Consider the following 18470-nt stretch of genomic DNA (forward strand, 5'->3'; position numbering starts at 1 on the left):
AAGGGCACGTACAAAAAATTAATAAACTCATGAGAAAGTAATGGCCAGCGGGGGTGCCCGAGCCAGGTCAAAGGGGACGGGTTGAGGTCCCGTTGGCGAAGGCCTGCGTGGGTTCAAATCCCACCCCCCGCACCAAAAACTGAACACTAAACTCACAAACCATGTGCGTAGATATATCATATTGCTTATGGTGTTCTTAATACATTGCGTGAATTAGGTCATTTACTTTCTATCTCTATGTTTAACGACTAATGATATTTATTATCGTGGCTATAATTATTATTAGGGTAATGACCCATAATGCCATTACTAAATATGTATTGTCAAATAGGATATAATACCACCAGTCATTGATTAATTGTGCTTCATTTGTGAAAAATAATTGATTGTTAAAGTAATAGGCAAGATATTCGTTATTTGATGCCACCGGAACTGCTGCAGGGAATATGGAGGCGGGGCTAGGCGTATTTACTATGGGTATCTTTAACATTCTAATGACTTGGTGTATTACCGAGCCTTTAGTTACGTTTATAACCGCTAATAACTCCTTATAACCGTAAACACCGTAGGATACACTGCATGGGTATACAGTCAATAGCGCAATACCATTACTCATTAAGTCAAGCCTTGAGCAATACTCAAGAAACTCTACACGTAAATTAATAGGTATGGTCATATTTTCAATGACTGAGCCATTACCGCTTATCCTTACTATTGAGACGCCATTATAGTTCTGTGTAAGCACTAGGCCGTAGTTATCCGCATTAAATACTGCACCACTTAAACCATTAATCACGAATTTTAGTTTCGTGCCATTATTCATAACCTCCACGCCACAAAGGGAGGCTCCACAGGGATAGACTAGGGTATTGTTCACCATCTCGGACGAAAGAGCCGAACTTATACCTGTAATGTTAACGCCATAAATCACGGCACCATTTGAGTCATTAATGAGAATTAACCTTACGTAATTCGTGCCAGTATTATTATTATAGGCTTCATAAATAACAACGGCGTAATCGTTAAGTACATTAACCATGGGGACACAGCGTCCGTTTGAACATTCAATCCCTATTGGACATGGGTATATGGGCATATCCCAGGCAATACCTAATGTGCCATTTTCCCTAATTAGTATCCTAACTAAGTCACCACACGTCGTATTAATAACCGTGTATCCCATCTGATTAAGCCCATTAACTTCACTGACTTTAAATGTAGTTATGAATTGGGGAAATACATAAACACTACCATTAATAATGCCATAAACCAAACCATTAATCAAGCTCATATACTTAATCACGGATTTATTACCATAAACAGGGCTTAAGAAATAATGACTTATAACCATGCCACTACTAGCATTAACTTTAGTTAAACATAACCCAACCACATCGCTATTGAATATATTATTCCAACCGACACATGTATAAATAATATTCAGAAAATCATTATTACAATCAACCTTCATTTGAGGAATAGGGGGAGAGGTGTTGGCTACTAATGATGATTGTATTGTTATTGCGCGTCCCGTCTTAAGGTTGATTATTAAGAACCTCTGAAATTGACCTAGGGCATTATTCATATTAATATAACCAAGCACAGCATAATTACCGCAGAGGGATAATGATGCTAGGTAATCTATATCGTTTGTCGACCATATATAGGGTAACGGACTTAAGTATAGATTGGCATAAGTTATTAGTGAGACTAAGGTAATTAGTATCGTTGATACGATAATTAGAACCCGCAATCTAAGCATTAGGTTTTACCCATACCGTGGTGAGGTATATAAGCGTTGCCACGTCTCTGTGAGTTAGGATTTTTAGACCATTCTCTTCATGGTCTTCGTATGTTCATTAGGCATGCGTATGAGGGTGATGATGGCATTAACCTGGCAATTGCAGCAGCGGTGGGTTTAGTATTCTCAATGGCGCTTTTACTCTTTATTAGGCTTATTAGGCCCATAAGTCTGTCAGTGCATAGGGAATTGTTTGGTGCTGGCATATTTGCTGTGTCGATACTCTTCTTCCTGTGGTTGTTAACATCGTCGGTGAGGAGTAAACGTAGGGATTAAAAATTATTTATTAAGCGCCATTACGATAGTTTTATCGTCATTAAATCGCTGTATATTGGTCCCTTTGGTGTTAACACGCTTCTCTTTAGCTTTATTGAGTCTACTGTTTGTGTTCCGAAGTCCATGTTTTCGTACTTCCTAACAACCTCCATGTACCTGTCCCTATTCCTAACGTACTTAACCCTGGCGATAGTTAAGTGTGGTACGAAGCCTTTCTCATCCCTCTCTCCAATGTCTCCCGTGAATTTCATTATTAATTCATGGAGGTTCATTAAGTCCCTGGCGCCTTCCTCAATCCCCACCCAAATAACCCTTGGTCTGTCTATGTTTGGGAATGCACCGATTCCCCTAACATGTATTGTGAATTGACTGTACTTAATGGCATCCAGTCTCTTCTTTACCTCCTCCACTAATTCCCTACTTATCTCGCCAATGAATCTCAGGGTTATGTGTAGGTTCTCCGGCTCCACTGGTTTCATGTCGACCCCCGAGCTCATGAGCTCCTTCTGCATTTTTATCATGGGTTCCTTTAATTTGTCCGTTAGTTCCACGGCAATGAAGACTCTGTATAATTCCCTTGACATCATTTTAATGCCTCCTGGTAATAATTTAATCTTAACTGTGCGTTTCCCACTGGTGGACTGCTCGTGGGTTTCTGCATCCTAGCCATGTTGTTCCCTAAGCATATCATAGATCCACTTATTGAGGTATTCACATTTCTCTGGCGTTATTTCATCCGTTGCCCCACACATGTCGATGTATGGACAGTAGAAGCAGGGAATCCTTGTTAGTAGGTCGTAGGTTAGCACCTTCATTAGGGACCCAGCTTCTACGAGTTCCCTGGCCACTGCTGAGCCGAACTCTGTTAATTTAACCTTGTACATGACCCTCTTGCCACTGCCTATGTTTTCTTTCGTAAGTAGGCCCCTCTTCTCTAGTTTGTTTATGAATGGCATTCCGGCCTTGCTCTTTATGCCCATTACCTTCCAAATGTCCCTAAGCATGATCTCGCCGCCGGCCTTGTATATTTCCGTGAGGATCTTGGTTTCTTTTTCATTCAATTCCTTAATTAATGAGGGTACGTCACTACTCACGAACAACCACTATAACTAACCCCTTAAAAACCTTGCAAGTAATTGAGAAGCCATGGAAAGTTTAATTAATTTTAAGTTAGGGTGCTTGAAACCACGGAATTAGACCTCAATAATAATATTGATCCTGGAAATAACCTCCTTATAGCGGTTCCTAATGGTTACGTCAGTGACGCCAGAGGTCTCAGCAACATCACGCTGCCTCTTCCTAACGCCCATTAGGGTTACGGCTATGTAGACCGCGGAGGCCACTAGAGCATAGAACGTCCTGCCATTGGTCAAACGCTTACGTTGACCCTCATTTACTATGTCCATGGCCAACTTAGTTACGTGGAACCTAACATCATCATTAAGCCTAAGTGAATTAACAACCTTCTGGAGGAACCTACCGAGTTCCTCCTGGCTCTTTATGGCAATATCATTACCGCCAACAACCTGCCTAACGATACCCAACAACCTACTAATGCTCTTACTCCTCTCGATATTCAGCATGCTTCTTAATACGCGTAGTGGACACACGATCTTCGCCCGCTTGCAGGATACGTAAAGTAGGACAAGGGCAAGGTCCTTAGTCCTAACACCCTTAAGGTCCTGCTTACTGGATAATTGCCTAAACAATATTATGGCCTCCTCAATAACGCTCTCCGGCAAATTAAGCCCGTACTTGACTTGCCTCATTATATTGAGCAGGTCAGAAACCCTCCTCTCGGTATACTGGTACTGATTATATCTATTAAGCCTAACCAGCACCCTAAACTTATTCTGCAATGTTATGCCTGGCTTTATGCCGATTACAGTGCCACCAAGGCCCTGGTCAGGAAATACTGGACTTATTGGCTTGGTTCTTTCGCGGGCTATGGCCTCCTCACCGCCAAACGCCCTCCATTCAGGCCCAGGGTCTATTACGTGATCCTCAATTACTGAACCACACTTCCTGCAAACAAACTCGCCTCTATCCTCGTCAAAGACAACGTCCGTAGACCCGCAGTACTTACACATAAGTGTCCCGCTTTTTACTAATTTATTTGCCGTGACCATGACCACCACCCCTACCTCTCCTCCTTAAATCAATATCTCTCACGTACACCGACTTACCGACAAAGCCCCCAGGATTTGAGACCTGCGGGTCCGGCTTAATCAACCCGTATGGGGATTTCACAGGGCCTATGACATCGTATAGCTTCCCTACCCTCCTCATTGCATAATCATAAACGGTAATGCCAAGCGGCGGTACAAATGCCAGCTTAAGTACGAATCTCCTATCCTGGGATACATGTAGTACATCGCCTATTTTCTTGAACATCCAATGTATACGCCGTAAACCATATTTAAAAGTAATACTTTACGTCACGGAGAATACGGTTATATTACAACAATATCAGGTAAAGAATTACCGGGGTATGTATTTACTTAAGTTCAAGGGTTATGCGTTTTATGTATAATAACACGAAATAAATATAAACACGTAAGGTGAACTAACCGTGTGCTACTTGTAATAGCACTAGGTGGTAATGCCTTCGCTAAGGAGGGCGGTAAGGTCGGTTCACCCGAGGAGCAGTGGGAACGGGTTAGGCTCGCAGCGAGTGACGTGGCTGATATGATCGAGGAGGGGTTCGACGTGGTCGTTACCCATGGTAATGGACCACAGGCCGGTTTACTTGCCGAAAGGGTTGGTGATTACCTGAGCCTTGACATGATTGATGCAGCAACCGAGGGTTGGATGGGCTACCTAATAGCCAACGCCCTAACCAGTGAGTTTATGCGGCGGGGTATTCTGCGGAAACCCGTAGTAATTATTTCCAGGTCCATAGTTAATAAGAACGATCCTGCCTTTCAAAACCCCACGAAATACGTAGGCCCTCTATATGATAAGGAGACTGCGGATAAATTATCGAGGAAAAGAGGGTGGGTGTTCAAGTGGGATGCACGTGGTGGGTTTAGGAGGGTTGTGCCATCGCCAGAGCCCATGGATATAATGGAACTTGACGCAATAAAGCTACTAATTAGGGAGGGTTATGTACCCATTACTGTTGGTGGTGGAGGAGTACCCGTGGTGATGAATGGCGAGGCGAGGGGTGTTGATGCCGTCATCGACAAGGACCTGGCAAGCCAGGTATTGGCTAATTCTATTAACTCGGATTACCTATTAATACTCACGGATGTGGATTATATATATGTAAACTTCCGGAAAACCAACCAGGCTAGGTTGGTTGAGGTTGCGGTTGATGAAGTTGAGAGGTACTACGAGAATGGGCAATTCCCGCCAGGCAGTATGGGGCCTAAGGTGCTGGCTGCCATTAGGTTCCTAAGGAATGGCGGGAAGACGGCATACATAGGGCCGTTAGGAAGAGCCAGGGACATATTAAGGGGTCAAATTGGAACCAGGATAATACGAAGAGAGTAAGTTTGTTTTAAGACACGTAATTTAAGTACGCTTAACCTTTGCCGTTGTTAAACACATGTAGTACCTCCTTGCTTACATAGCCTCCCTTGAAAAGCGAACCCTTTAGTTCAGGTTGGTACTTAGGTATGACCCAGTAGATCATTAGTGGTACATAGATTAGGCCAGAGAGTAGGAAGGACAGTAGCCATGAGTTACTGAATATTATGCTGTGGTATGGTATAAAGGGCGCGTAGATTATGAACTCCACTACTGCGAATGTTACGAATGCCGCCGGGTTAATTCCCCTCCAGTACCTAAACCTACCCCTGCTCCAGAATACGTCAGTCAATTCAAACTTAAACCTCCTGATTAAGGCGTAGTCAAATATTATTATTCCCTCAACAGAGCCCAGCAACCCACCATACGTCAATAACCAATTATATAGGTAGCCGTAGGCTGAACCGTAAAATGTCCATGCCCCCAGTATGATTGAGATGGCAATCACCAACAGGGCGCCCCTGAACCAGGTGAATTTCCTTGGGAACGTGTTTGCGAAGTCGTATGCAGGACCCACGGTGTTTGCAAAAACATTAACTGAAAACGTAGCCAGCAGGAACAATACATTCAGAAATACAGCCAGTGTTGGTTGTAGGTATAGTGTTGATGCAAGTATTGGGTCCCAAATGGTTACATGGTATGCTTCCTCAATGGCTCCTGTCGTTGTGACGCCGAGTAACGCTATTACGAGCATCATGAACGGCATGGGTACTTGACCAATAGTCTGTGCAAACTGGCTTTTGGCGAACCTCGTGTAGTCAGGCATTGATAATGCCATGGTAGCCCAATAGGCTATGTTCGCGTTTAGGAAGGCCAGCCACGTAATCCAGTAATTAGTTCCAGCAACCGTGGGCTTCACTGAGAGTATTTGCCCGAAGTTCCAGTGGGAGATGCCCATGAAGTTATACCAAAGTATTAAAAAGCCGAGTAGGACCAAGGGTGCCGCAAGTCTTGCAAACCACTTAAGCGCCGGTTGCGCCTCAGGCACCGGAGAGAAGTAAAGTAGTAGGATTTGAAGCGCAATTATTACTGCGAAGGTAATCCAGAAGACCTGCGGGAAAGCCACGCTCAGTGTGTATGGATTCGCAATGCCCTTGGCCACGTAACTCTGCAGAACACCGAGCCTATGGGTAAGTATTGCGTATATGCCCACGGCGGCCTCCGTCATTATGTAGGTCTCTATTCCCCACCACCCTGCACCAATAATTGCCCTAATCCAGCTTGGAAAGACTGCTCCATAGACACCCCACCTGGTCCTCGTTAGGACCGGCTCCGGTACTCCATACCTCGCGCCACCATGGCTCTGTATTATCATTGGTATCAGGACTATTAGGTTGCCTAGAAACACGAGTAGTATTGAATCCAGTGTTCCCAAGCCAAGGGACAGGCCGACACTTGCCAGGGACCAGCTTGGCACTATAAAGGCCATTCCAAACCAAATAGCTGCATAGGTATACCAATCCCAATTCCTTTTCTTGATCGGTGTCGGATGAAAGTCAGTATTCCATAGATATTTCTCCTCTGGATACCCCTTTGTTAGTTCAATCTGGCCTCTTTTTAAGTCATAATTCACGGCCTCAACCCTATCCGTTGTGTATACCAAGACGCCCTCACGGAATTTCGAAATACCTTTATAAGAATTACCCATAACTTAAACCATAATTAGGAAAAATAAATAAGGTAAAACATGAATAGGGAATACATGAGAAACGTGGCCACTGCAGTATCAGGGAATGCATTAATAATCAGACTTAACAGGCCCGAGAAGAGGAACGCATTCAGTCTTGAATTAACCTTAAGCACCAGGGATGCGGTGGCGGCTGGATGCAGGGATTACGGAGGCGTCATAATCACAGGCGAGGGCAAGGTTTTCTCGGCGGGTCTCGACCTTGCTGAGGTTTACGGCTTTAAAACAATAGATGATTCAAGGAAGTATTTCTCAGCCATTAGGGACTTGGTCGTAACCATCGCTAATTGCGAAAGGCCAGTGATAGCCCTAGTGAATGGTTCCGCCTATGGCTTTGCAACGGAGTTACTGTACTTTGTTGACCATGTTGTTGCTGTTAGAGGTTCCGAGTTTTCCCTGCCTGGTATTAGGTATGGGCTTGTGCCTGTGACGCCGGCCTTTGCGCCTTACCTCTTCGGTATTTTGAGGTCCAGGTTCTTCCTTGACAGGGACTTCAGATTAGGCACTGATGAGGCTGTTGCCTGGGGCCTTGTTCATAGAGTTGTTGATAATGTCGATGAAGGATTGAGAGAATCCCTAGGCCTCATTGAAAAGATAAATGATGTGCCTCATGGCACTTACCTAGCGATTAAGAAATTGATGATCAGTTCATTAATTAGGGAAGCCAGTGATAGGTGGGATGAATTACTAAATACGTTGGCTGTGGAATCCCTGAAGCCCGAGGTTAAGGCGAGACTTGGGAAATTCCTTAGGAAATAATGTTATTAAGTATGGGCTTTATGTAATTCACGATGTCCACCATATTCAGTAGTGATGATTACCATGTGCTCATTAATAATGAGGTAATGATATTCAGGCCCACCAATGCCAATGCGCGGGTATTAATACTAACGCCGCCAGGCATTAAACCTCAGTTCTACTCAATCCTAGCCGTATTACTTACTAAGTCAGGCATCGAGGTCATGATGCCCAGATTACCCTTATCATGCAATCAAGTAAAACTTACGAAATTGGTTAGGAAGCTCTCTGGGGTTTATAGCCATGACCTCGTACTGCTACTTGGCTTTGACATTAAGGATTTAAACGAGCCTAAGTTGGTTATTGGATTTATCGGTGGGTTCATGACTAGGCAATTGGTGGAGAGCCGCGTACCTGGATCAGTCTTTGTAGTACCAATCAGTGACTGCGGCTGGATTGATGGAAGTATAACGAGTCCTGATTTAGTGATTGACGGAGACGCATTGTCGCTTAATGCCATGCTTAGCATTAGGGAGCTTGTTATCAATAAGGTCTTGCACATCCTAGGTGCAAATAAAAATAAATGGATCTCTGGAAAGTAATACATGTGAGGGTACCTTTATTCATTGAGTTTAATGGAAGGAATGTTCTGGTGATTGGAGGTGGCGCTGTTGGTACCAGGAGAGCCGTTAAGTTCCTCCTGGCGGGCGCGAATGTCAGAGTATTAAGTCTTGAGTTTAGTAATGAATTAATCCATTATGCCGAGCAAGGAAAACTCGAATTAATTAATGGTGATGCCCATGACTTGGAACTACTGAGGAGAAACATAGAGTGGGCTGACTTAGTTGTCATTGCGACTAACGACTCCGTGATCAATGAAAGAGTAAGGAAGACAGCCAGGGAATTAAGGAAGTTGTTTAATGATGCCACCAATGCCGAGGAAACTGAGGTTGTCGTGCCCTTTGAGGGCGAGATTAATGGCATAAGAATTGCCATAACCACGGAGGGGCTTAGCGGTGTCATCGCCAGGAGAACACTGGATAAGGTAATGAATTTCCTAAGGGAGGACGAGGAATTAATGAACATGGCCAGGGTTTGGTATGCGGTTAAGAGTAGGCTTAAGGAAACCGTCAGCGATGTAAGGACTAGGTTGAGTTTATACATGGAGCTTGATAATGATGAGAAATTCAATGAATTAGCAAGGAGGGGCTTAGTCGATGAGGCCCTAAACTACGTCATGAATAAGGCCTTATCCAGTGGCTAGAAGTCATTGGCTTCCAAAGGCTCGGTCACCCGCATCGCCTAGGCCAGGTACTATGTAACCCCTCTCATTTATCTCAGGGTCTATAGCAACAGTGTATATCTCGGAAAACGGGTATTCCCTGAGCACCCTTTCTATGCCGTACTTAGTTGCAATCACACTGGCTATAATAACCCTCTTGGGGCTTCCATATTTAAGGACGTGTTTGAGCACGGCAGTTATTGTGGAACCCGTTGCGAGCATTGGATCAGCGACTATTAACGTATCGTCTCCGAGAATCCTCGGTACCTTGACATAGGTTATCTCAATGTCAAAATCCAGTGAGCCAGGGCTATGCGATTCCTCAACCCTCCTCGCGCTAACGACGCCCATCCTTGCATTCGCGAATATCTTCACTAGGCCCTCAACCAGAGGCATTGCGGCCCTGAGCACTTGTATAATGACCACGTGGTCAAGGTCCCTAATCCTGACCCCCCTTGCCTTAACACCAAGTGGCGTCTCCACCTCCACGTTTTCTATGTCCATTGACTTCACTATTTCATAACCCATCAACCTACCAAGCCTAACGAGACCCTTCCTAAACTCAATCTGTTTCGTATCCCTATTCCTAAGTGTCGTTAAGATCGCCTGCGCCAATGGGTGATCTATCACGACGACTCTGCCCAAGAAGACCCGCCACTAGCATGGAGGCGCGAATTTAAAGAGTTTTCCCTAGCGAACCTTTAGTACTACCTAGTGATGAGAATGGTAGCCACTGAATAATGACGACGGTCCAAAGCGCTGAATACTTAATATGTCATTGCTCTTACGGAGTTTCCCGTTAATTCAAGAACCTCAAGCCTATCTGTATTTAGGTAGGTCTTCAACGTATTTATGAAGACCTCAATGCCCTTCCCTGGACTGAAAAATGGCGACTTGTATTGGGCACCGGAGGCGTACTTATGCCCGCCACCACCGAGCCTTGCGGCCACCTGCGTGCAGTCATATGGACTGCTCCTATCAGCACCGCAGTAATACCTGAAGGTCCTCCTGTCCAGTCTGAGTAGTATGTTTACCATCTTGGCGCCCCTGTGCTGAAGTTCAATGGTTAATTGCCTGTAGGATATACCGAGATTTACCGGGCTGTAGATATTAATTACCTCCCTAATTGGTATCCTACTGGCGATCTCAAGCATGAGCTTCTTAGCCCTATAACCCCTATTCACAAGGTCACGTATTTTGACATTATTCAATGAGCCAAGCCCATTAACGGCTAGGCTCCTCACAATGTAGATCTTCTCATTATATGACGCAAACCTAACCGCCAAATCAAGCTTCTCAGCCTCATCACTTGTTACACTAGCTGTGTCCGTCTCTATGGCAACCTTAACCAAACTATTCGCCACAGGATCGCCCTCTAAACCAAAGGCCTTCATGGCCATTAATGCAGAACAGGGGGCCTCTGGGTCGTAAAACTCAACCTTGGCACAGGGCTTGTTAGTCCTGTGATGATCAGCCCTTATCAGGGCTTTGCCTGGGCATGGTAGATCTGCTACGAAGGTCCAGAAAAGGCGTTTAATCCACCAGGACCTATTGACCTCGCTCGGTGCGGCAAGGACCACAACGCCGTTTGAATACTTCCTTAGGAATAAAGCTGCGCTCGTTATACCATCAACGTCACCACTATCACAAAGTGCCAATGGCCTATTACTCAGCTTAGCCCACAATGCCGATAAAAACCTCCTCATGAACAAGTAATCGCTGATTAAATTTTCTTAAAATTATTTTTCCTTAAGATATCTTGAACAAACAGGGCAATTATCAACCCTACTAAGCTTTATCTCATCAATGACCCAATTCTTACCATCAATAATTAATAACTTATTAATGAGGGGCTCGCCTATCCCCGTTATCAACTTAATGACCTCGGTCGCCTCTATCGAAGCCACAACACCAACCACCGGACCAATAACGGGGCAGTAACCCACGCACTGAGGTAATGACCTGGCATGAACCAACTCAAAAAGGCAGGGAGTCCTACCCGGTATTATTGTCGATACTTGCCCGTACCAACCATTCACCGCGCCATGGACCAGGGGTTTCCTCAACTTAACAATAGCCTCGTTAAGTACTTGCCTACCTAACCAATTATCAAGAGCGTCAACCACAACGTCCACGCCATCGAGAACCACCTCGGCATTCTCCTCCACCAATGCATCATTTACGGGCTTTATTTTAACTGTTGGATTAAGGGCATGGAGCCTACTGATTGCGACCTCAACCTTTGGCTTACCAACATCCTCCTCCCTATACAGTAATTGCCTGTGAAGATCCGTTACGCTGATGGTATCGTAATCGACTATCGTTAACTCACCAACACCAGCACCAGCAAGGTACATGGACACCAGTGAACCAAGGCCGCCAAGTCCAATCACGGCAACCCGAGCCCTCGATAATTTCTCCTGACCCTCCTTACCGATAACCGCGACTTGCCTTGAATACCTATCAATTAATTGTATGGAACTCATACTAAAGTGACATAACTTATAAATTAATAAGAATTAGGTACTTCGTCAATGCCATGAGGAGCGTCAGGTCGTCATTACCATATTTGCCAATACTCATGATTAGGGTTGGCTCAGGAGCCAATACGTTCCTGATCTCTTACTTATCACCAGGTAATAACTTAATGATAGGCATAATACTTGCCTCATACCCGTTCGTGGAGGCCCTTAGCTCATTCATAGCAGGCTACATGGCTGATCGACTGGGCAGAAGACTAACGCTTATCCTTGGGTATACCTGGATACTAATATTCATGGTAATGATATACCTGGCAATCACCCTGGTGAAAAACCCATTATTAACTGCAGTATTTAATGGCGTAATGGGCTTTGGAGCAGCCCTTGTCCTTGTATCAGCACTGGCCATGATAACAGACCTAACGGAAAGAAACCATAGGGGATTGGGCATGGGTATTTTCGACTTCATGAACATATTTGGTTATGCACTGGGCTACATGATTGGATCCATCCTATACCAAGTAATGGGGAATTCCACCGCATTCATGGCATTACTGGCATTATTGTTAATATTCTACGTAGCCATCATCAGCTACATAATCGAAACAAAACCCAGCGGTGGATCAGTATACCTAAATCCACTAAGGGGTGTTTCAAGGAAGGTAATACCGACGCTACCCATTTGGTTTTCAATAACCATGATACTTGGCGCCGCAATATACTCAGGCAGGGCAATAGGAAGTATTAAGGGCGTCATGCCTATACACGTGGGCGCCTTATTCCTAGGCGCGACGCTTGTGGTTGGCTTGGGCTCCGTATTCTTTGGGTACATGTCGGACAGGCTTGGTAGGTTGAGAATGATGAGCATCGGGGTTACCGGCGTGGCGATTGGGTTAATGATATTAGCGGCACTACTACTAATGGGTGTGAATCCCATAATTGCTGTTGCAGCGTCAGCGCCGTTCATCTTCATGGCATCTGCCGTGGTACCATCAATACTGGCATTAACCGGAGATGAGGCATTAATAAGCATGAGGGGTTCGGCAATGGGCCTATACAGCCTAGTACTCGGGTTCGGCATGGGGTTGGGCAGCATCCTGGGTAGTTACTCATACGTGAAGTTGGGACTCGGTGGGATAGCATTATTAGCCCTGTTGGTCTTCATAATGGCATTTATATTCTACGCGATACTTAGGGCGATCCTCCTCAAGAAATGAGTTGGTAACGAATGACCAATTGGGCATTACCATTCTTACCCCTAAACTCAATAATTGACGCGTTAACCTCCTCACGCAGTGTAATCGCCAGGGGAAAACCAAGGACCTTAAGCCTAGCCTTCACCGAACCAAGGACTGACCTAGGTAGCTTAAGCTCATCACCAAGCCTCTTAACGACATCCTCAACAACACAATCAGTGTAATCCTCACCACAACCCTCAAGCTCAGCCTCAATAACATCACCACCTACGTGCTCAACATACCTAACAGCACCACCATCCAAAACCCACTCGCCATGGTAATCACCAAGCCTGACATCAACTATTGAAAACACGGAGTAAAATTAAAACAACGAAATTAAAAAACTAAGGTAACATAAAACCTTAAAAACACAAAACAAGAAATAGAGCACGGGCCCGTAGCTCAGCCAGGTAGAGCGGCGGGCTTTTAACCCGTAGGTCGTGGGTTCGAATCCCACCGGGCCCGCCACTTTCCCATTCAACCCCTCATCATAACGTGACCGAGTCATTCCCGATCCTCATGTCAGTCATTCCTGGAAAACTTATATACGTGTTTTCCCAGTAACTACTGACAGGGCTATGGTTGATTGTCAGTTAATCGACATCGAGCAAATCACGCCAGAGCAAAGGCGTGAAATAATCCTTTATTTAATTAATAATAAGAATACTAAGCCTAGGGACCTTGGTGTCGACTCATCATACATCGGCAAGGTGAGACGTGGCGAGGTTAGGGTTGGCGATGGCTTACTATGCCAAGCCCTCAAGTTCCTCGATGACCAGGAATTGGCGCTTTTGCTAAGGGGCATTGTCCCGGAGAGGAGGGCCAGCTTTGGCGATGTGGTTAGGGTAGTGGCTACCGCAAGGGTTGACCCAACCCTGAGGGAGTTCCTCCTGGGCTTGATCAAGGAGTACCTGGGTGACTACCTAACCGCGATACAGGGGATGTACAGGGTTGGCGAGGGCGACATTGAGGAGTTCATCAGGGCCAAGCGTTTGAAGGGCTTGAGTGAGAAGACTATTCGTGACGAGGTCAAGTACATTAGGCGTGCACTGGCCGAGTTGGATTGGACCCTAACGCCAGAGGGCATTAGGGAGTACCTGGCTAGCCTTAGGGAGGATGGGGAGGACTACGTCCTCAAGCACACGACCTACAGCCTCAAGTCACTCCTGAAGGAAGTCCTCAAGCCCAGGAACCCCAGCCTCTTCAGCATGCTCTATAACTCATTCACGGTATTCAAACCAAAGAACCACAATAGGACTAAGCTACCCACACTTGAGGAGCTTAGGCAGGTACTCTCGAAAATCGAGAGCATTGAAGCAAAGACTTACTTCATAATCCTGGCGGAGACTGGGCTTAGGCCAGGGGAGTCATTCCTCATTACAATGGATGATGTTGACCTTGAGCATGGCATGCTCAGGATTGGGAAAATCACTGAAACCAAGAGGGCATTTGTAGCCTTTCTTAGGCCTGAAACGCTTGACTTCATTAAGAGTCAATACCTGCCAAGGCGTGACAAATTCGTGAGTGGAATAACCAAACCCATTGAAGCCAGTGGCTTATTCGGGGATGAGGTTATTGAGAGACTCAAAAGCAGGTTCCTACCATTTGACCAGGGTAGGCTTAGGCGTGAGATTAAGGAGGCTACCAGGCAAGTCCTTAATAGGGATTTCGAGCTTTATGAGCTTAGGAAATTCTTCGCCACCTGGATGATCTCGAGGGGAGTACCAGAGAGCATTGTTAACACGCTCCAAGGCAGGGCACCACCCTCGGAGTTCAGGGTCTTGATTGAGCATTACTGGTCACCAAGGCACGAGGAGCTTAGGCAGTGGTACCTAAGGCATGCGCCGTGCCTGCTATGTCGAGAAACTTGAAAGGTGGCAGAGAGCGAACAAGATGGAGTGAAGATTTCAATGGAGTATTGAAAGTTTAGCAATGGTTTTAACCTGTTTATTACAAAAATACTCCAGGAAAGGACTCCACCGAGTAACAAGCCCTAAGCATTATTAATCACAAAGGCATAGGAACCAAACACGCGCTGCCCTCGAGAAGTCAATCCCTCCCAAGGGGACCAGTAGCGCTAGCCACATCATGCTCACCAAAATGATCCTCTTTCAAAACACTGCCTCAGCAAGGGCAATAGTTTGGTCGTAATGTACAGCCTTTCTCCGCCGCGGATACTGACAATGAGGATTCACGGAAAATCGAAACATGACCGAGAGTTTCTACATGCATTATGTAAACTGACTAAGCATAACATTCATAAATCAACTAACGATTTACCAATGTAAGTGCCTGTGAATGGAGAGGTGAAGATGTGAAGGTGGTGAAGGATGAGTAGTGGTTTTGTTCATGAGGAGGAGGTTAATATTAGGCTTGCTGATGCACTGAATGAGTTGGGCCTTGACTGTAGGCCTGAGAGGGTTAGTGGTAGGCGTAGGCCAGACATCAGGTGCTTCCACAACGGCTTAATAATCGGCATTGAGGCATCCTACCAGGCGCCTGATGCCGAGGGCGATGCAAGGAATAGGGTTGACCAGGGGCTTGTCGACTTAGCAATAGCCCTGCACTACCCAATTAGGTACCGTGATGTGGCTGGTAAGGAACTCGTGGAGCAAATCAAGAGGTCGCAATTCAACGTAAAAATCATCGTACCCAAGTACGTTAAGATGGGCTCCTTGCTTCAGTTCATAATCCAGCAATTGGGGAGGAAGAAATTGTTGACCGAGTGGTTCGCCGTTGATATACCCACATTAATTAATGTGATTAAACACGCGGTGGACTACTTAATTCAGGAGAGTGAGGTTGAGGAGGAATTGGAAAACACCATACAGGTAATTAATAATTTCGTTGATTCATTAAAAAACCGTGGGGTGTATGAGGGTATTTACGAGGTTATGTACAGGCTTTATGGAATGCAGAGCCCGAGGGATGAGGACCTAGTCCTAGCCCAGGCAGCACTATCATTACTACTAACGGCGACATTCTACGAGCACGTTAGGAACACTCACCCAAGGCTAGGGCCATTGAGTGTGTATGTGGAAAAATACGGTGCAATTGAGGGCTTCAAGAGGGCTCTTGATGAATTACTGAAGATTGATTATAGGGAGGCCGTTAGATTGGCAAGGGAGATTCTCGATAGACTGCCGTCAAACGCTACTGGTAGGGTTAGGGATTTGATTGATAAGGGTGTTGGCATTGCTCAAAACAGGACGTTCCTTAGGCGCGATTTCGCAGGTAGGGTCTATCACAGGATCACTGGGGATATTGCGACGAGGAAGGGCTTTGCAACGTTCTACACGCAGGTACCCGCCGCGTACCTACTCGCCACGTTAGCAATTAGGGCATTACTGGGCCTTGAGGATGAAATCAAGAGGGCCATTGATGGGGTTGGCAATCCCGAGGAACTCATCCATAGGATTAAGGAAGTCAAGGTTGCAGACCTAGCCTGCGGTAGTGGCACACTCCTCACTGCGAGTTACTCGGCATTAATGAACGTGTTAACAGCCCTTAAGCATTATAGTGGGCTTGATCTTGACTTGAATGACTTGGGTAAGGCATTGATTGAGGAGGGCATCTACGGGGTTGATGCGCTTAAGTATGCTGCTCAAGTCACGGCGATAAACCTAGCCCTAATGAGCCCGGGCAATATCAGTAGGGAGAATATTCACACAATATACCTGGGCTACATACCCGAGAAGAACCAGCCATGGTTAGGCTCACTGGAGCTTTTAAACAATGGTAAGAGGGTTGGCGGTATACTCTCGTTTATAGAGGGCTACAGGATTGAGGGTATTGAGAAAGTATCGCTGGAGGGTAGTGAGGGTCAGTTCCAGTTGCCCGAGAGGTTCGACCTAATAATCATGAACCCACCATTCACGAGGGCCACGGGCAGAGTAAGTGAAGAGTTTGGTGAAGGTAGGGGACTATTCGGATTCATAACCGAGGAGAGGTATAGGGAGAGGTTGCTCAAGCGCTTCAACGAGGTTAGGAATAAGGTTAGGGAGGATTTAAGGGACATCGCCAAGGACCTCGCCACTAGGGAGAACCTACCCAGCATAATCAAGGAAATAATTAACGGTGAAAGAGATGAATTCAGGCAGTACCTAAGCATTGGTCAGGCGGGTGAGGGCCTCCTATTCCTATACTTGGCCTATAGGTACGTAAAGCCGGGCGGCGTGATAGCCTTCGTACTGCCTAGGAACGTCCTCTCTGGCGTCAGCTGGTTCCTAGCGAGGGCATTATTGGCCAGTAGGTTCCACGTTAAGTACGTCATAGTGAGTAGCGATACCAGCGATACCGAGGACGGTTACAACTTCAGTGAGGGTACAAGCCTGAGCGAGGCACTTATAGTGGCTAGGAGGGTTGATAATCATGAGCCCAATGAGGAGACAAGGTTCATAGTACTCATGAGGAAACCAAAGGGCGTCATTGACGCAATGCTCCTCGCAGACAAATTACTAACTGGCAGTGACACTACCTACTACGGTGCCTCAGTAAGGGTTGTACCCAGGAATACTTTACTCAATACAATAATTAACTGGAATATTCACACAATACCTGATGAGGAATTACGAAACATAGTTGAGAGTATTATTAATAATGGCGCCATTAAACTATGCGATGTATCCGTAAAAATACCAATTACGTACTTCAACGAACTAATAAGCGATATGGGCGTTAATAGAGGAGGTGATATAATTGAAGCCTTTAACCTACCGAAGAGAGGCACACGGGTTGACTGCAATGCACTGCCAAGGAGCCCCATTCCCAATTCAGTACCCATGCTCTGCAGTGGTGAGGAGGAGTTGAGGATGACCATGCTCGTTAAGCCAAACGCATGGGTCGTGGGCAGTGGGCCCAGGGCTGAGAGAATAATCAAACTGAGGTCTAGGCTACTGGTCCCCGATAGGGTTAGGTGGAATACCTGGAGGGTCATTACTGTTTACGGCGATGAACCGTTAATAGCCAATAGGTTCTTCATGGTTAAGCTCAAGGACGAAAATGCGAGTAAAGAAAAAGCGTTAGTGACCTGGTTAAACACTACATTTGGATTATTGATAATATTGGCTAATAGGGAGGAGACCGAAGGAGCACTAACAAGGTTAAATATTGGTCAGTGGAGGGCGTTGCCGATACTTGATGTGAGCAGATTAAGCATTGATACGCTTAATGCAATAGCTAAAGTATTCGATACGTATGCGAATAAGGAGTTCAAGAGGATACCTGAGCAATACGGCGAGGATCCCGTCAGGTTGAGCTTCGACCTTGATTTCCTAAGGGCACTAAGCCCAGGAATTAATGAGGACGAGGTGAGGACGTGCTTAATTGACTTGTATAAGAGGTTGGGCACTGTGTTAAAAACGTGGATAGGCACATGAGCGACCCAAACCAATGCTCCCCACGTTAACACCCTCCATGTTATCTACCTGACCTCCTC

At 45.7% G+C, this 18470-nt stretch carries 18 protein-coding genes and 2 tRNA genes; 10 read left to right on the forward strand and 10 right to left on the reverse strand.

Going from position 1 to position 18470, the window contains the following annotated elements; all coding sequences use genetic code 11:
- The first annotated feature begins 47 nt into the window (after positions 1-47).
- Positions 48-135, forward strand: a tRNA-Leu gene (locus tag Vsou_RS06440).
- Between the two features lie 106 nt (positions 136-241).
- On the opposite strand, the gene Vsou_RS06445 is transcribed toward Vsou_RS06440, so the two are convergent.
- Positions 242-1303 (reverse strand): hypothetical protein, encoded by a 1062-nt coding sequence (locus Vsou_RS06445; RefSeq protein ID WP_264890801.1) that lies wholly within the window; start codon positions 1301-1303, stop codon positions 242-244.
- A gap of 549 nt (positions 1304-1852) precedes the next feature.
- On the opposite strand from Vsou_RS06445, the gene Vsou_RS06450 reads away from it, so the two are divergent.
- Positions 1853-2077 (forward strand): hypothetical protein, encoded by a 225-nt coding sequence (locus Vsou_RS06450; RefSeq protein ID WP_054843050.1) that lies wholly within the window; start codon positions 1853-1855, stop codon positions 2075-2077.
- A gap of 20 nt (positions 2078-2097) precedes the next feature.
- On the opposite strand, the gene thpR is transcribed toward Vsou_RS06450, so the two are convergent.
- The 4 genes from thpR to Vsou_RS06470 form a co-directional block, all read right to left on the reverse strand.
- Positions 2098-2661 (reverse strand): RNA 2',3'-cyclic phosphodiesterase, encoded by a 564-nt coding sequence (gene thpR, locus Vsou_RS06455; RefSeq protein ID WP_188602176.1) that lies wholly within the window; start codon positions 2659-2661, stop codon positions 2098-2100.
- Between the two features lie 78 nt (positions 2662-2739).
- Complete coding sequence (locus tag Vsou_RS06460) at positions 2740-3171, reverse strand: helix-turn-helix transcriptional regulator (RefSeq protein WP_054843049.1); 432 nt, start codon at positions 3169-3171, stop codon at positions 2740-2742.
- A 99-nt stretch (positions 3172-3270) separates the two neighbouring features.
- Complete coding sequence (locus Vsou_RS06465; RefSeq protein ID WP_188602175.1) at positions 3271-4206, reverse strand: transcription initiation factor IIB; 936 nt, start codon at positions 4204-4206, stop codon at positions 3271-3273.
- Complete coding sequence (locus Vsou_RS06470) at positions 4190-4471, reverse strand: H/ACA ribonucleoprotein complex subunit GAR1 (protein WP_188602174.1); 282 nt, start codon at positions 4469-4471, stop codon at positions 4190-4192. The genes Vsou_RS06465 and Vsou_RS06470 overlap by 17 nt, the downstream gene beginning before the upstream one ends.
- Before the next feature lie 180 nt (positions 4472-4651).
- Between Vsou_RS06470 and Vsou_RS06475 the strand changes: the two genes are divergently transcribed.
- Positions 4652-5572, forward strand: a complete 921-nt coding sequence (locus Vsou_RS06475) for a carbamate kinase (protein WP_188602173.1) — start codon at positions 4652-4654, stop codon at positions 5570-5572.
- 31 nt (positions 5573-5603) lie between these two features.
- Here the strand turns inward: Vsou_RS06475 and Vsou_RS06480 are convergent, their stop codons facing one another.
- Complete coding sequence (locus tag Vsou_RS06480) at positions 5604-7256, reverse strand: NCS1 family nucleobase:cation symporter-1 (protein ID WP_188602172.1); 1653 nt, start codon at positions 7254-7256, stop codon at positions 5604-5606.
- A gap of 39 nt (positions 7257-7295) precedes the next feature.
- Between Vsou_RS06480 and Vsou_RS06485 the strand changes: the two genes are divergently transcribed.
- Genes Vsou_RS06485 through Vsou_RS06495 form a run of 3 tightly spaced genes read left to right on the forward strand, consistent with a single transcriptional unit; the run spans position 7296 to position 9297 of the window.
- Positions 7296-8054: an enoyl-CoA hydratase/isomerase family protein gene (locus Vsou_RS06485; RefSeq protein WP_229709639.1), complete on the forward strand. Its 759-nt coding sequence runs from the start codon at positions 7296-7298 to the stop codon at positions 8052-8054.
- A 32-nt stretch (positions 8055-8086) separates the two neighbouring features.
- Complete coding sequence (locus Vsou_RS06490) at positions 8087-8635, forward strand: hypothetical protein (RefSeq protein WP_188602171.1); 549 nt, start codon at positions 8087-8089, stop codon at positions 8633-8635.
- Complete coding sequence (locus Vsou_RS06495) at positions 8617-9297, forward strand: precorrin-2 dehydrogenase/sirohydrochlorin ferrochelatase family protein (protein WP_229709638.1); 681 nt, start codon at positions 8617-8619, stop codon at positions 9295-9297. Before Vsou_RS06490 ends, Vsou_RS06495 begins: the two co-directional genes overlap by 19 nt.
- A 3-nt stretch (positions 9298-9300) precedes the next feature.
- Here Vsou_RS06495 and upp read toward each other — a convergent pair whose 3' ends face one another.
- The 3 genes from upp to Vsou_RS06510 form a co-directional block, all read right to left on the reverse strand.
- Positions 9301-9960 (reverse strand): uracil phosphoribosyltransferase, encoded by a 660-nt coding sequence (upp, locus tag Vsou_RS06500; RefSeq protein WP_188602170.1) that lies wholly within the window; start codon positions 9958-9960, stop codon positions 9301-9303.
- Positions 9961-10082: 122 nt separating this feature from the next.
- Entirely contained in the window at positions 10083-11021 is a 939-nt protein-coding gene (locus Vsou_RS06505; protein WP_188602169.1) for a DHH family phosphoesterase, read from the reverse strand.
- Positions 11022-11054: 33 nt separating this feature from the next.
- Entirely contained in the window at positions 11055-11801 is a 747-nt protein-coding gene (locus Vsou_RS06510; protein WP_188602168.1) for a HesA/MoeB/ThiF family protein, read from the reverse strand.
- Between the two features lie 53 nt (positions 11802-11854).
- On the opposite strand from Vsou_RS06510, the gene Vsou_RS06515 reads away from it, so the two are divergent.
- Complete coding sequence (locus Vsou_RS06515; RefSeq protein ID WP_188602167.1) at positions 11855-13012, forward strand: MFS transporter; 1158 nt, start codon at positions 11855-11857, stop codon at positions 13010-13012.
- On the opposite strand, the gene Vsou_RS06520 is transcribed toward Vsou_RS06515, so the two are convergent.
- Positions 13002-13346: a hypothetical protein gene (locus Vsou_RS06520; RefSeq protein ID WP_188602166.1), complete on the reverse strand. Its 345-nt coding sequence runs from the start codon at positions 13344-13346 to the stop codon at positions 13002-13004. The two genes, Vsou_RS06515 and Vsou_RS06520, sit on opposite strands and share 11 nt — an antisense overlap.
- A gap of 78 nt (positions 13347-13424) precedes the next feature.
- Here Vsou_RS06520 and Vsou_RS06525 point away from each other — a divergent pair.
- The 3 genes from Vsou_RS06525 (at position 13425) to Vsou_RS06535 (ending at position 18411) form a co-directional block, all read left to right on the forward strand.
- Positions 13425-13501 (forward strand) — tRNA-Lys (locus tag Vsou_RS06525).
- A gap of 110 nt (positions 13502-13611) precedes the next feature.
- Positions 13612-14904: a tyrosine-type recombinase/integrase gene (locus Vsou_RS06530; RefSeq protein WP_188602165.1), complete on the forward strand. Its 1293-nt coding sequence runs from the start codon at positions 13612-13614 to the stop codon at positions 14902-14904.
- 459 nt (positions 14905-15363) lie between these two features.
- On the forward strand, positions 15364-18411 hold the full coding sequence (locus Vsou_RS06535) for a DNA methyltransferase family protein (RefSeq protein ID WP_264890802.1): 3048 nt from the start codon (positions 15364-15366) through the stop codon (positions 18409-18411).
- The last annotated feature ends 59 nt before the right edge of the window (positions 18412-18470 follow it).

Source organism: Vulcanisaeta souniana JCM 11219, from assembly GCF_026000775.1.
Lineage (GTDB): Archaea > Thermoproteota > Thermoprotei > Thermoproteales > Thermocladiaceae > Vulcanisaeta > Vulcanisaeta souniana.

What these genes read in the sequence shown, in the direction of transcription:
- Vsou_RS06450 (WP_054843050.1), top strand. Translation starts at nt 1,853, where the DNA reads ATGTTCATTAGGCATGCGTATGAGGGTGATGATGGCATTAACCTGGCA.
- thpR (WP_188602176.1), bottom strand. Translation starts at nt 2,661, where the DNA reads ATGTCAAGGGAATTATACAGAGTCTTCATTGCCGTGGAACTAACGGAC.
- Vsou_RS06465 (WP_188602175.1), bottom strand. Translation starts at nt 4,206, where the DNA reads ATGGTCACGGCAAATAAATTAGTAAAAAGCGGGACACTTATGTGTAAG.
- Vsou_RS06470 (WP_188602174.1), bottom strand. Translation starts at nt 4,471, where the DNA reads ATGTTCAAGAAAATAGGCGATGTACTACATGTATCCCAGGATAGGAGA.
- Vsou_RS06480 (WP_188602172.1), bottom strand. Translation starts at nt 7,256, where the DNA reads ATGGGTAATTCTTATAAAGGTATTTCGAAATTCCGTGAGGGCGTCTTG.
- Vsou_RS06485 (WP_229709639.1), top strand. Translation starts at nt 7,296, where the DNA reads ATGAATAGGGAATACATGAGAAACGTGGCCACTGCAGTATCAGGGAAT.
- Vsou_RS06490 (WP_188602171.1), top strand. Translation starts at nt 8,087, where the DNA reads ATGTCCACCATATTCAGTAGTGATGATTACCATGTGCTCATTAATAAT.
- Vsou_RS06495 (WP_229709638.1), top strand. Translation starts at nt 8,617, where the DNA reads ATGGATCTCTGGAAAGTAATACATGTGAGGGTACCTTTATTCATTGAG.
- Vsou_RS06505 (WP_188602169.1), bottom strand. Translation starts at nt 11,021, where the DNA reads ATGAGGAGGTTTTTATCGGCATTGTGGGCTAAGCTGAGTAATAGGCCA.
- Vsou_RS06510 (WP_188602168.1), bottom strand. Translation starts at nt 11,801, where the DNA reads ATGAGTTCCATACAATTAATTGATAGGTATTCAAGGCAAGTCGCGGTT.
- Vsou_RS06515 (WP_188602167.1), top strand. Translation starts at nt 11,855, where the DNA reads ATGAGGAGCGTCAGGTCGTCATTACCATATTTGCCAATACTCATGATT.
- Vsou_RS06530 (WP_188602165.1), top strand. Translation starts at nt 13,612, where the DNA reads ATGGTTGATTGTCAGTTAATCGACATCGAGCAAATCACGCCAGAGCAA.
- Vsou_RS06535 (WP_264890802.1), top strand. Translation starts at nt 15,364, where the DNA reads ATGAGTAGTGGTTTTGTTCATGAGGAGGAGGTTAATATTAGGCTTGCT.